The organism is Lentzea nigeriaca (assembly GCF_016907955.1).
In the GTDB taxonomy this organism is placed as follows: Bacteria; Actinomycetota; Actinomycetes; order Mycobacteriales; family Pseudonocardiaceae; genus Lentzea; species Lentzea nigeriaca.
In genome coordinates this window covers 467,365-480,479 of the sequence record NZ_JAFBCX010000005.1, presented here as the reverse complement: position 1 = coordinate 480,479, position 13,115 = coordinate 467,365, and the positions used below count along the sequence as shown (strand labels likewise).

Genomic DNA, 13,115 nt, shown 5'->3' with positions numbered 1-13,115 from the left:
ACGCCGCTCGACCAACGAACCGTCGGATGCCGGGTGGGAACTTTGCATGCCCTCCAAGGAGTGCGCAACGTGGTGTGACCTGTGTCACTTCACTGTTCGTATCTCCTTGGGTGCGCCAGGTGCTAGGAACTTCATGGGCGACTTAGCCCGCCACATGGATTCTGGGGGGATGGACATGGGGCGTCATACGCTCATGCCCGCGCTAGTGGCCGCGGTGCTCGCGGCAGCCTTCGTCGGGGCAGCACAACCCGCTCCCGCGTTCGCGGACTCGTCATTCATGATCATGGCCGCGGTGGATCTGACCGCGGACATGCGTGACACGGTGTGGAAGTTGTCGTACAACCCGGCAATGCCGCCCGAACTGCAAGCTGCGGCGTACGTGGCGTTCGTGAGCAACGACGACGCGAAGATCAGGGCGTTCGTCCGGACCGGGTACTCCGAGGCGATGGGCCGTGCCAAAGCACGGGAGGACTCGAACACGTGGTTCATCGGGGAGATCCACCGGACCTCCATCCCGGGCAGTGAAGTGCACGGTTCGTCCGGTGAAGCCGCGGTCGCCTCGAAGGCAGCGCAGGAAGTGTATGTCCAAAGTGGATACGAACGGGCGCAGGAACTTGATCGTCTCAACGACAACAAACGGCAGGAGCGGCTGACGCGACTCGCCAAGGAGGACCGCGATTACGTTGCCCGTCTGGCAGTCGATGATCCCGGTCTGCAGGTGCGGGCGTTGGCGCAGAGCGCGATCAACGGTGATGACCGGTCCGTCGCGTTGTTCTTCAAGTACTACTGGAAGATCGGGGCCGACCTCGACAAGGAGAGGTTCATTCGATCGACCCTGCAGCAGAACGTGATCTGGCAGGACCGGATCAGGCTGCTGACCGAGTCGGCACTCGCTGCGGAGAAGGCCGAGCGCGAGTCCAGTGGCGAGCTGGCGCGCAAACACCGCCAGGACGCGAAGAACACGTGGGAGCGGATCGACCGCGAGGCCGGGCAGTCCTCCGTGGACTGGCTGGCGGAGCAGGGAAAGGCGGACGCGCAGGCCTCCGCATGGGCCCGCATCGCGGAACACGCGCGGAACGCTCAGTCCGAACAGGACTGGGCAGAGATTCTCCGCCGGGCCAACGAGTCCAACACCTCCTGGGCGGACGAGGCCAGGTGGGCACAGGGTGAGGCCGCCAAATGGCAGGTCATCGCCGAGCAAGCTCGCAAAGCGGCTGCGGATGCCGTGGAGCGCGATCTGGGGGGATCGCTGACATCATGAACAGAAGATCATCAGGCGCCCTGTTCCGGCGCCGGCCAGTCGTGTCCGTTTCCGCGGCGATCGTGCTCGCCCTCTTGTGCGGCTCCGTCAGCGCGAACGCCGCATCACAACCGGTTCCGGTGCTCCAGCAGGCCGCGAACAACGATCCTCCGCCGCAGGAGGTCGACGACGAGTACGAGTTCTACAAGATGCTCGTCACCGACATCTCCGAGCAGGCGGAGGACGCCGAGGTTCGCGACGCGGCCAAAGCGGCGCTGGCCGTTGGCACCAAAGAAAAGCTGATCTGGTTCATCGACCACGGACAGGGCGAGGCGCAGGCCCGCGCGGACCAGCGCAAAGCCGCCGAGAAGGCCGCGAACCGCAAGAAGGTCGAGGACTGGGCGCGCACCGGTGGCCCGAATGTCAAGGCGGGCGCAGAGGCGGCGTTGCGCTCCGGTGACCAGGCGATCAAGGATTTCGTGGCCTACGGCTATGAGCTCGCGCTGAAGAAGGACAAGCAACAGGCCGAGGACGACAAGGCCGAGCAGGACCGCATCATCGCCCGCGTGCGGGACATGGTCGCCATGGGTGGACCGCAGGTGAAGGTGGAGGGCGAGGCAGCTCTCTCCAGCAAGGACTACGCGCGGGTCCGCCAGTTCTACCTCGTCGACTACCACGAGGCGAACAAGCGCGACCATGACATGCAGCGCGCGATCCAGAAAGCCCTCGAGGACCGCAACAACGCGATCACCGAGCTCGACCAGCTCGCCCGCCGCAGCGAAGCCGCCGCCAAGGCGCGCGCCGAGATCATGCGCGCCAACATCGACGCGGTGAAGCATCTGGAAGACGTCACCTACGCCATGAAACGGTCCGTCGAAGCGGCCCACAAGGCTGACCAGATCTTCCGCGACGACAAGCCCGGCCGAGCGCACGGCCAGTTGGGGCGCAACGAACTGCTTGACGTCGAGCGCGCCACCGCGGTCCGCGAGTCCGAAGCCGCCAACCGCATTGCGCTGGCGTCCGTCGAATCGACCCAGCGGGCGCGCAACGCCGCAGAACGACTGGTTGAGACCGGCATGACGAACGGTCTGGAGTGGGCCAAGGTCACCATCGGCATCGGCAACGCCGTGGACGCCGCCGCGCTCGCCGCGGAGACGTCGGCGCACGCGGCAACAGCCACGCTGGCCGACAGCCGCGCGCTCGACGCCGACCGCAACGCTCAGGAACACGCCAACAACGCGGAGAAGTACCTCGCGGAGACGAAGCGCCAGGAGGCCAAGGCAGCCGAGCTCGCCGAGGCGGCGCGCAAGCAGCAGGACATCGCGATCGCGGCACGAGACAGGGCGAAGCAGCAGAAGGACATCGCCGCCGCGAAGGCTGCGGACGCGCAGCGGGAAGCCGTGAAGGCCCGCAACCACCGGGTCAACGCTCAAGGCGCGGCCAGGAACGCGGCCTCCACGGCGAGCGCCGCCTACGCGGCGAATGCCGAAGCCACCCGGCTGGCGGGCGAGCACGACGCCGCGGTCGCCAAGGTCCGCACCATCCAGACGCAGGTCCAAACCATCGACTTCCTGCACAACGCACGGATGATCAGCACGCAGCAGTACCAGCAGCGGCTCGAGGAACGCGAGGCGCTCGCCAGGGAACGCGGCGAGAATGTCGAGGAGGTCACCAGGGAGATCCGGGCCCAACGCGACGCCGCGCGTGCCGCGTCGAACGAGTCGGCGGGATGGGCTTCGGCGGCCAGGACGTCGGCGCTGCAGGCGCAGGAGGCGGCCCAGCGTGCCGCCAACGCGGCGCGGGCGGCGCGTGCGGCGGCGAACGAGGCGACTCAGCAGGCCGTGACCGCACGCCGGGCCGCGGACGAGGCGCACCGGCTCGCGCTCGAAGCGACGAACGAGGCACTGGCTGCCAAGGCGTCCGCCGAGATGACCTTGCAGGAGACGGAAGCCTCGGTGCGTGAGGCGAACCAGGCCGTCTTCCAGTCGGTCATCGCGGAGCGGGCGGCGTCCGCCGCGGCGGCGTCGGCCTCACTGGTCGTCGATTCCGTCAAAGCGGTGGAGGTGATCCTCAAGCCCTACGCCTCGATCAACGCCGACGCGCGCAAGGCCTTGCAGCTCGTCTCCGAGGCACTGCTCATCAGTGAGGAGCAGTCCCGGCTAGCCCGTGAGAAAGCGGCTGAGGCCGTGCAGGCGGCGGTCAGGGCGTCCGCGGCGGCCGACCGGGCCGAACTGACCGTGCGGCCCGCGTTCGAGGCGGCCGCGCGTGCCTTCGACTCCGCGAAGCAAGCCGCGCAGTACGCGCAGACCGCACACGACGCGGCGAACGAGGCCGTGCAACACGCCGTCGCGGCGGACAGCGCGGCTGGAACCGCCGGCCAGTGGGCCAACACCGCCGGTCGGGACGCCGTCGCCGCCGGCAACGCTGCGGCGGCCGCGAGCGCTTCGGCCGCGAGCGCGGACCGGGCGGCCGCGGCAACCGAACAGATCTACGCGATGGCTCGGGCGAACAGCGACGCGGTGCAGCAGTTCGTCGAAGCCGTAGCGGAGAAGATCAAGGACGTCCACGAGTACCGTCTCCGGATCGACCAGGCCGAGCAGATCGCGCGGCAGGAGGCAGAACAGAAGCAGAGGACGCTCAACGCCGAACTGCTCAATGGCGTCATCACGGTCAACCAGTGCATGAACTCGCGCGGCGGCTTCAAGACGCTCGACGCCTGCAAACTCATCGTGGGCAAGATCGAGGAGTTCACCAAGAGCGGTCTCAAGGCCTACGGCGAGGCGACACTGGAGTCGCTGAAGGCCGGGGCACGGTGCGCGGCAGGCGACCAGGCCGCCTGCCAGCTGATGCAAACGGGCCAGGACAAGCTGACCCTGCTGTACAAGAACATCGGCAGCGGTGTCTACGAGGGTGCGAAGGGCATGCTCGAAGGCCTGGAGACCGTCGGGGACTGCCTGTTCAACGTCTACTCGTGGGACTCGTGCAAGCAGATCGTCGACGGTCTGAAGTACACGGTCGAGAACCCGTACACGCTCATCCACCTGGAAGATTGGCACGACAACCCGGCCAAGGCGCTCGGTCTGACGATCTGGGACTTGGCGTTCGGCCTGACGACGTCGGAGTTCACCGGTGGCGCGGGCGCTCTCACCAAGTCCCTCGGCCTGATGAAGAACGTGCTCCTCAAGGGCACCGGCAAGATCCTCGACAACCTCGCCGAGCTCAGAAGCTTCAGGGTGAAGCTGCACGACACCGTGCCGAACCGGCTCCCCGGTTCGATAGGTGAAGTCATCACCGCCAGCGTCCACATCGAGAGCGGCCTCGGCAAGATCGAAAACGCGATCGTGTCCATCGACGGCAGGCTGTACCGCCTGGATTCGTACTCCGCTCGCCTGGAGGGTGACCTCAGCAAGCTGGACGGGGCGACCCTGCGCATCGAGGGCGGCACGCTGCGGATCGAGAACGGCCTCGCCAAGCTCGAGGACGCGAAGCTCAAGGTCGAGCAGCCCACAGCCTGTGTCCGGGGCCTGACGGCAGCGGCCGCGGGGTGTGAGAGCCCGAATCCGAAACCCGGCGAGGAGACCTACCCAGAGCCGAAGGTCGTGAACGGTGAGTACCGGCACGACATCGGCGCGCTCAAGATCCGCATCGGCGAGTCCGACTACCAGTGGGCCCTGGCCGAGCTGAAGAAGGCCGCGGAGCAGGAGAAGCTCATCACGCCGGACGTCGACGCGATCGCGGACGCCACCCGTGCGGTCAGGGTCGGCAGGGGGGAACCCGGGAACACCCTCAAGAGCCAGCAGTCCTATCTGCGCAAGTTCTTCGACGAGCGGACAGACGCCAACGGCAGCAAGGTGCCGCTGGACCAGGTGGCGACCAAGATGAACGACGCCGTCAGGTACACCTACCTGTTCCAGGAGGCGACGTACGCGAACAAGTTCCACGAGGTGATCCGCTTCTTCGAGCTGAAGGGCTACACGCTCGTCACGATCAAGAACTTCTGGGCGAGCGCGAAGGTCTACCCAGGCATCAACGTGACGTTCGAGTCGAAGGGCGGCCAGCTCTTCGAACTCCAGTTCCACACGAAGGACAGCTTCGACGCGAAGAAGGTCGAGGAACCGCACTACGAAATTCGCAGGTCGAACGAGGCGCAGATCAACGCGATCAAGGCCAAGGCCAAGGCGGAGAACCGGGGCCTCAACGACGACGAGAAGCTCGAGCTCGGAAGGATCGAAGTGAACAACCTGGCCGAGGAAGCCGAGTCGGAGAGCATCTTCATCAAGGTGCCGACCCCGCCCGCGGCGAAGGAGATCAAGAACTACAAGCGGAACCCCTGATCGACGGACGCGCCCCTCACACCGCGAGGGGCGCGTCCTCCCCGAACGAGACGAGAGCCGAGTTGGAACGACAGTACGAGTACTTCGCCATCGTCACCGAGACCTGGCCGCGGGTGGAGGATCCGCGGCACGTGTGCAGGCGGTGGGTGGACGACGAGGGGAAGACGCACGACGAGGCGTTCACGACCAACCTCGTCTGGGAACCCACCACCGCGCTGAGCCAGGCGGAGTCCGGCACCGGCGGGGTGCATCGGATCGACGCCGCCGCGGCAACGCGGTTCGAGCATCTGCAGCGGGAACGGATGAGCTACCTGGCTCCTCTGGACGGCCGGTACTCCTACTTCGCCTGGTTGGACTACAGGACCGATGTGGACGATCCCGACGGCGTTATCAGGACGTGGAAGGGTCCGCAGGGCTTCGAGTTGGAGGAGCGGTACCTCACCGGCTCGGGCTGGGAGCGCAGCCACCTCCTCGAGGACCTGGAGCGAGGACGCAAGGACGGCGAGCTGGTCCCGATCGACCAGGCCGCGGTCGAGCGGATCGTTCAGCGCCGCGAACAGCGCCGGGCGGAACGGTCGCCGGAAGTCCCGTGAGCGTGAGGGGATGCGCCGGTCAACGATAGTGCGGACTTCAAGCTCAATCGCTGATTGATGGACGCGCCTCTTGCCCCGCGAGGGGCGCGTCCTCCCCGAACGAGACGAGAGTTGAGCTGGAGCGACAGTACGAGTACTTCGCCATCGTCACTGAGAAGCGTCCGCGGTTGGAGGATCCTCGGCTGGTGTGCAGGCGGTGGGTGGATGAGTGTGGGAAGGTGCATGTCGAGGCGTTCACGGGCAACCTTGTCTGGGAGTCCAGCACCGCGCTGAGTGAGGTGGAGCCCGGCACCGTCGCCGTGCATCGGGTCGACGCCGCTGCGGCGACGCGGTTCGAGCAGATAAGGCGCGAACGGGCGGTTTATCGCGCTCCAGCGGACGGTCAGTACTCGTATCTCGCCTGGGTGGATTCCAGGCCCGGTGTTGACGATCCGATGCGGTGCTCAGGACGTGGAAGAGCCCGCGGGGAACCGATCTGGCGGAGTGGTACATCGCGGGTTCCGGCTGGATGAAGACCGGCCTCCTCGAGGCCCTAGACGAGTAAGTCCTAACTGATCAGTGATCGAAGGCGATCAGTGATCGGGTGACGGGCTGGCCGGTGGCGCGGTTGTGCCAGATCGCGGCAGTCAGCGCGAGCAGGCGTTGGGCGATGCGGGCGGTGACGCCGTCGATGGTGCGGCCGCCGTGCAGCTCGAGGTCGAGCTGGCCTTTGAGCGTGTCGTTGACCGATTCGATCAGCTGGCGGACGGGTTTGAGCAGGTGTTCGGCCGGGTGCGGGGCGCGGTTGCGGTAGTTGGGACGCAGTAGCCGCACCCCACGTTCGGTCAGGAACGTGTCCAGCTCACGGGAGATGTAGCCCTTGTCGGCGATGATCAGCAGACCGGGCCGGTCGGCCAGCACGGACGGGTCGTGATCCAGGATCGCCATCAGCACGTGGCGCTCGTCGAGCTTCGGGTTGGCCAGGGCCCAGGTGATCGGCAGCCCGGCCGGGGTACATATCAGGTGCAGGCGCAGGCCCCAGAAGAACCGCGAATGCGACGAGCAGTAGCCGTAGCCTGCCCAGCCGGCCAGCTCGGAGCGCTTGGTGGTCTCGCGGGAGCGGCCGCACTCGACCGGAGTCCACGACCCAGATCGCGTCGGTCCACAGGTCGGTATCGACGGCCAGCAGCCGGATGACCTTCTTGAGCAGCGGGACCGCCGCGCGCAGCCGCTTGTTGTAGCCGGATTGCTGTGGCAGGTAAGAGAAAGCACCGGGCAGGTGCCGCGGCAGGAACCGCAGCCACCGGGCCTCGGAGCGGATGCCGAGCAAGGCTTGGGCGACGGCGAGCGTGAGCAGCTCGGCGTCGGTCAGCCGTGGTGGCCGTCCGGTCCTGGCGGGCCTGCCCAAGTGGTCATCGATCTTGACGTAGAGTGCGGTCAGGTCGTTCCGGTGTCATTAGAAGGGTGTTCAGGTCGGTCCTCACAAACTGATCTTGAACACCCTTCGTCCGTCTCCAGACACCACCCGGACTCAGGACTTACTCGTCTAGAGCGGGGACGTAAGGACGGCGAGCTGGTCCCGATCGACTCGGACGCGGTCGAGCGGATCATTCAGCGCCGCGAACAGCGGCGTGCGGAACGGCCACCGGATGTCCCGTGAGCGTGAGGAGCGTGGGTCGAGGTGCTGGACGCGGCCGGTCATTAGTGCAGGTCCAGCAGCATGTCGAGACGTGCGGCGAGAACCGCACCTGGACGACGCGCGGGCCTTCCTCCTGGGCAATACGCAGGATCCACGGCCCGACCGGGTACTCGAACCACAGGTCCGGGTCCGTGCCGGGCACTGCCGCCATCATCGCCTCTTCGTCGAGACGGTCCCAGCGGTAGCCGGCCAGGACCCAGCCACCACGTCGTTCACCGGACGGATGATGCCTGAGCAGGCCGGCGCCCGCGAATAGTTAAAGTGCCGTCATGACATCGATGTGGGGCGCTCCGGTGTGGACGCGGTGGGCCAGGTCACGCCGGGACCCGCAGCAGGCGCGCTTCCTCACGCTGGCGTCCCTGCGCTGGGTCCTGCGCCACCGGGCCTACACCCCCTGGTACCTCGTCCGCTACTGGCGGCTGCTCAAGTTCCGCCTGCTCAACCCGCACGTGGTGCTGCGCGGCATGGTCTTCTTCGGCAAGCGTGTCGACGTCATGGCGCGGCCTGGTTATGGGCGGCTGGAGATCGGCCGCTGGGTGCACATCGGCGACGGCAACGCTATCCGTTGCCACGAGGGATCGTTGCGCATCGGCGACAAGGTCGTGTTCGGCAAGGACAACACGGTCAACTGCTACCTGGACATCGAGATCGGGGCCTCCAGCCTGGTCGCGGACTGGGTGTACATCTGCGACTTCGACCACAAGACCGAGGACATCACCCTGCCGATCAAGGATCAGGGCATCGTGAAGTCGCCGGTGCGCATCGGTCCGGACTGTTGGCTCGGGGCCAAGGTGACGGTGCTGCGCGGAACCCGAGTCGGCCGTGGGTGCGTTCTCGGAGCCCATGCCGTGGTGCGGGGCGACGTGCCGGACTTCAAGATCGCCGTCGGGGCGCCGGCACGCGTGGTGCGGGATCGGCGCGCCGACTACGAGGCGGATGCCCAGCGGCGGGCGGACATCGCGGACATGGCCCGCAAGGCCAAGGAGGCGCTGGCTAAGCGAGCGGAAGAAGCTGCGGACGCTTAGCGCGAAAGCCGTCGCCCGGTTGGCGGCCGATCAGCTTGTTGCGCGAGCGCGTGTAGGCCACCGGCAGCACCTGATCACGCAGCCACCGCCAGTGGTCGAACAACGACGCCGGTGCGGCCGTGCCTTCCAGCGGTGCCATCCAGGAGGCGTCGAACGGGATCTCCAGCGCGGACAGCAGGTGGCCCGCCAACCGCCTGTGCCCCAACGACGACAGGTGCAGCCGGTCCGGCCCGAAGTACCGCGAGTCGTGCACGCACTCGTCCGCGGCCACGTCGACCAAAACCGCGCCATACCGCGAAGCCGCGCCACGCACCGCGTCGTTCAACGCCTCGATCCGCGGACGCATGCGCCAGCCGAACGGCATGCGGTGCGAGACATCGCTCAACGTGAAGACAGCGACCACAGGCGCGAACGACGTCACGGCGCGCACGATGGCGTCCACCCGCCGCGCGATCTGGTCAGCCGACGCACCTGACATCACGTCGTTGCCGCCGCCGAACAGAGCGACCAGGTCAGGCTCCGACGCCGATGCGGACGGGACCTGCTCCACCAGCATCTGGTCGAGCCGGCGGCCCCGCACGCCCAGGTTGGCGTAGCGGAAGCCCGGCGCGTCCAGCACGGACGCGACGCGGTCAGCCCAGCCGCGGTACCGGCCGTCGGGCAGCAGGTCGTCCAGGCCCTCGGTGCAGCTGTCCCCGAGCGCCACGAAGCGTTGGTATTTCATTCAGTCCTCGGTCACCTTTTGTTAACGGGACCGGCGACTGTACCAAGATCAAGTGAACAGGTTGCCCGTAGCGATCTTGGGGCGGCCCAGCACGCGCGGCTCGCGCACCACTGCGGCCGAATACACGGAAGCCGTGTCCGCGGCGATGGTGGCCCAGTTGAAGTCCGTGGCCAGACGTTCTTTCGCAGCGCGCGCACGAGCAGCGGCGGCCGTCGGATCAGACAGCACGGAACGCACGGCACGCGCGAGTCCGTCCACGTCACCAGGGGCGAACGACAGACCCGTCACGCCGTCCAGGACGACCTCGCCGAGCCCACCCGCGGTCGACGCCACCAGAGGCGCTCCGGCCGCCGCGGCCTCCAGGGCCACGATGCCGAACGGCTCGTAGCGCGACGGCAGCACCACGGCGTTGGCCGCTGTGAGCAACGCCGCCAAAGACCTGTCGGAGAGATGTCCGACGAACTCCACCGCGCGCAGCACGCGGTGCTTGCGCGCCTGCTCCTGCAGCCACTCGGTCTGCGAACCGCCACCGGCCACCACGACCCGAGTGCCGCGGTGGTGCCGCCGGATCCGGGGGAGCGCCGCGATCAGGTCCTGGATGCCCTTCTCCCACTCGATGCGCCCGAAGAACAGCAGCAACGGGTCGCCGTGCGGCGAGTAGGTCCGCCGTGCCTCGCCGACGTCCTTGGCCCGCACCTTCCAGCCGCCGGGCTCGATGCCGTTGTGCAGCACCGAAACCAGCTCAGTGTCCACATCGAACAGATGCGCCACCTCGCGCCGCATGGCAGAGGAGCAGGTGATCAGGGAGTCGGCCCGGTTCGCCAGCCACCACTCCACCGAGTGCACCTGCTGGTTCAACGGGTGCGAGAGCCACCCGGAGTGCCGACCGGCCTCGGTCGCGTGGATCGTGGCCACCAACGGCACACCGAAGGCCTCGGCCAGCGCGATGGCCGGATGCGTGACGAGCCAATCGTGCGCGTGCACCACGTCCGGACGCCACGTACCCAGCGCGAGACCGGCGCGGGTCATCGCGTGACCCATCGCGAGGGTCCACGCCACGAGGTCCTTCTCGAACACGAGGTGCGCGGGGTCCTCGGCCACGCGGATCAGCCGCACGCCCTCGCTCACCACGTCGACGGTCGGGTGCGTGACGGCGTCTGTGCCGGACGGTTGGCGACACAGCACGACGACGTCGTGCCCCTGCGCGGCCAGCTGTGTCGCGAGCGCGTGGACGTGCCTGCCCAGTCCGCCGACGACCACCGGCGGGTACTCCCACGACAACATCAGCACGCGCATCCCGTTACCTCATTCCTCGCGCGTCCAGATGCCCGAACGGGCCGTCCGCCGCACGGAGTTCCGCCGCCCTCGCACGTCCACGACCGCTTCGCGTCAACGCCGCGAGCTCGCTGAAACGATCGCTGTGAATCTTCGCGCGGTAGCGGGCGTAGTCGGCAGCCGAGTCCTTGGTGACCATGAAGGCCCAGTCGCTCGACAACGCCAGCAACGCCTCGCGCACCGCCTGGTCCAGCACCGGATCCCTGACGTCGGACGAGAAATCCAGCCCCAGCAGTTCCTGTTGCACCGACGAGTTCAACGACACGATGTCCGACACCTGCGCGCCGTCCCACACCCGCCAGTCCTTGCCGCTGCCCCACGACGAGGCGGGCAGCTCGACAGGTGCACCAACATGCCCGGCCTCAACGGCTCCGCGCAAGGTCGTCACGCGCACGCCCGCTTCCGGCAGCGCGCGCAGCACGGCCTCCAGCCACAACGGACCCTCGTGCCACCAGTGTCCGTAGAGCTCGGTGTCGTACGCCGCCACGACCAGACCGCCGTCGATCGCCCGCAGCCGCCGCACGACGGTGTCCACGAAGTCCTCGACGTGCCGGCCAATCGCTTCCCGCGCAAGCAAAGGGTCGTACGGCCGCTTGTCCTCCGGTGCCACGTGCTTGCCGGTCACCCGTGACGGCTTCAGGCCCGTCGGGTGGTCGTAGGTGTGAAAATCCCGGTACGCGGGATCACCCGGATAGCCGACCTTCGGCGACCAGACGCGGTACGAGACCTCGAGATCACGCCCGAACGCCAGCACGTCCGACGATCCGACGGGATGCGCCGACGACGTGTCGCCGTGCAGCGCGGGGCCGTCCACCATGAACCGCCGCACGCCCGCCGCCGCGTACCCAGCCTCCATACCGGGCGAGTAACCGCACTCCGGTGCCCAGATCCCTTCCGGGGCACGCCCGATCCGCAGCGCGGTGTCGTCCAAACCGGTCCGCAACGCGAACGCCCGCACGCGAGGATCCAGCAACGGCTGAAAGGGATGTGTCGCCGGCCCGCCGAGCAGCTCGATCGTGGAAGAGTCCACAAGGGACCGAAGGATCGGTGAGAAACCGTGCCGCCAATGCGATTCGAACTGGTCCAGCGCCCACGACGACGCCCGGTGCTCGTACGCGGACAGCTCCCGCAGCCGTTCCCCCGCGTAGTGCGAGCGCAGGTGCCAGTTGCCGAGCCAGTCGTGCGCGGCACGTAAGCAGTACGGGTCGTCGAGCTGCGCGGCCAGGATCGGCGTGACACCGAGCGTCAGCACGTCGGTGCGGCCCTCGTCGGCGAACCGCCGCAACATGTCCACGACGGGCAGGTACGAGTGCGCCCACGCCTGGTAGAGCCACTCCTCGCCGACCGGCCACGTGCCGTGATGCGCGAGCCACGGCAGATGGCTGTGCAGGACCAGGCAGAACGTTCCTTCGGTTGGCCTCGGGCTCACGCGCGCACCGTCGCTGGGTCATTCTTGGCAACGGCCACGAGATCGAGGCACGTGTCCATGTCCTCAGCGGTGATGTCGAAGTCCTCCACGGTCACCGACTCGACAGCCTCCTTGAGCTCGGCCGGCCACGGCGCACCGGACAGGGCGACCTCGACCTGTGCATTGATGATCTGTCCATCCAGGAGAGAGTCAAGCCTCTTTCCGTGACGCAGCCCTGTCAGTTCGTCAACGCGGAAACCAGCCTCCCGCAACATCTCGTCCAGTTCGGACGGTGCGAGCTCCCTGGTGTGGAACGGGTTCAGCGGGGTGTCCTGGCCGGGCGAGAAGGTCAGCCGGTTCGGCGTCGTCACGATCAGCGTCCCGCCTGGGCGCAGCACCCGCCGGCATTCCGCGAGGAAACCCTCCTGGTCCCACAGGTGCTCGATCACCTGCAGGTTCGCCACGACGTCGACGCTCCCGTCGCGCAACGGCAGCGTCGCGAGGTTCCCGCGCAGCACGTTCAGCTGCGGGTACGAGCGGGCGACGTGCTGGGACGTCAGCTCGTCGTAGTCGAGCGCGATCACCCGCCGCGCGACCGTGCGGATCAGCTGGGCGCCGTAGCCCTCGCCGCAGCCGGCCTCCAGCACGACCGCGTCCGCGCAGTGTCCGATGAGGTGCAGGTACGCGGCCTCGTGGCGGCGGAACCAGTAATTCTCCTCGGCGATGCCGGGCACCGTGCGTTCGCCGGTCAGGGGGAGGGTCACGCTCGTCAGGTTAC

Annotated in this window: 8 protein-coding genes and 1 pseudogene; 4 read left to right on the top strand and 5 right to left on the bottom strand. The window is 67.6% G+C overall.

Going from position 1 to position 13,115, the window contains the following annotated elements:
- Nucleotides 1-46 precede the first annotated feature (46 nt).
- From JOD27_RS20405 to JOD27_RS20395, 3 genes are all read left to right on the top strand, one after another.
- The gene (locus tag JOD27_RS20405; RefSeq protein ID WP_204763803.1) at nucleotides 47-1,261 is read left to right on the top strand and encodes a hypothetical protein; all 1,215 of its coding nucleotides are present in this window, start codon (nucleotides 47-49) and stop codon (nucleotides 1,259-1,261) included.
- Nucleotides 1,258-5,574 (top strand): ALF repeat-containing protein, encoded by a 4,317-nt coding sequence (locus JOD27_RS20400; RefSeq protein ID WP_204763802.1) that lies wholly within the window; start codon nucleotides 1,258-1,260, stop codon nucleotides 5,572-5,574. Before JOD27_RS20405 ends, JOD27_RS20400 begins: the two co-directional genes overlap by 4 nt.
- Before the next feature lie 62 nt (nucleotides 5,575-5,636).
- The gene (locus JOD27_RS20395; protein ID WP_204763801.1) at nucleotides 5,637-6,167 is read left to right on the top strand and encodes a hypothetical protein; all 531 of its coding nucleotides are present in this window, start codon (nucleotides 5,637-5,639) and stop codon (nucleotides 6,165-6,167) included.
- A gap of 555 nt (nucleotides 6,168-6,722) precedes the next feature.
- Here JOD27_RS20395 and JOD27_RS46690 read toward each other — a convergent pair.
- Nucleotides 6,723-7,587 (bottom strand): annotated as a pseudogene (locus JOD27_RS46690) (IS982 family transposase).
- Nucleotides 7,588-8,114: 527 nt separating this feature from the next.
- Here JOD27_RS46690 and JOD27_RS20385 point away from each other — a divergent pair.
- A complete protein-coding gene (locus JOD27_RS20385; RefSeq protein WP_204763800.1) occupies nucleotides 8,115-8,870 on the top strand; it encodes an acyltransferase in 756 nt (251 codons plus the stop codon).
- Here JOD27_RS20385 and JOD27_RS20380 read toward each other — a convergent pair.
- The 4 genes from JOD27_RS20380 to JOD27_RS20365 are packed head-to-tail and all read right to left on the bottom strand — an operon-like array spanning nucleotide 8,839 to nucleotide 13,110.
- Nucleotides 8,839-9,594, bottom strand: coding sequence for an SGNH/GDSL hydrolase family protein (locus JOD27_RS20380; protein WP_204763799.1), 756 nt, complete (start codon nucleotides 9,592-9,594; stop codon nucleotides 8,839-8,841). The two genes, JOD27_RS20385 and JOD27_RS20380, sit on opposite strands and share 32 nt — an antisense overlap.
- Before the next feature lie 48 nt (nucleotides 9,595-9,642).
- Nucleotides 9,643-10,890 (bottom strand): glycosyltransferase family 4 protein, encoded by a 1,248-nt coding sequence (locus JOD27_RS20375; RefSeq protein WP_204763798.1) that lies wholly within the window; start codon nucleotides 10,888-10,890, stop codon nucleotides 9,643-9,645.
- Nucleotides 10,891-10,894: 4 nt separating this feature from the next.
- Nucleotides 10,895-12,358: a 1,4-alpha-glucan branching protein domain-containing protein gene (locus tag JOD27_RS20370; protein ID WP_204763797.1), complete on the bottom strand. Its 1,464-nt coding sequence runs from the start codon at nucleotides 12,356-12,358 to the stop codon at nucleotides 10,895-10,897.
- Complete coding sequence (locus JOD27_RS20365) at nucleotides 12,355-13,110, bottom strand: class I SAM-dependent methyltransferase (protein WP_204764027.1); 756 nt, start codon at nucleotides 13,108-13,110, stop codon at nucleotides 12,355-12,357. The genes JOD27_RS20370 and JOD27_RS20365 overlap by 4 nt, the downstream gene beginning before the upstream one ends.
- Nucleotides 13,111-13,115 lie beyond the last annotated feature (5 nt).

Bases quoted from the DNA above. Each gene is read 5' to 3' on its own strand.
- JOD27_RS20405 (WP_204763803.1), top strand. From the start codon at position 47: ATGCCCTCCAAGGAGTGCGCAACGTGGTGTGACCTGTGTCACTTCACT.
- JOD27_RS20400 (WP_204763802.1), top strand. From the start codon at position 1,258: ATGAACAGAAGATCATCAGGCGCCCTGTTCCGGCGCCGGCCAGTCGTG.
- JOD27_RS20385 (WP_204763800.1), top strand. From the start codon at position 8,115: ATGACATCGATGTGGGGCGCTCCGGTGTGGACGCGGTGGGCCAGGTCA.
- JOD27_RS20380 (WP_204763799.1), bottom strand. From the start codon at position 9,594: ATGAAATACCAACGCTTCGTGGCGCTCGGGGACAGCTGCACCGAGGGC.
- JOD27_RS20375 (WP_204763798.1), bottom strand. From the start codon at position 10,890: ATGCGCGTGCTGATGTTGTCGTGGGAGTACCCGCCGGTGGTCGTCGGC.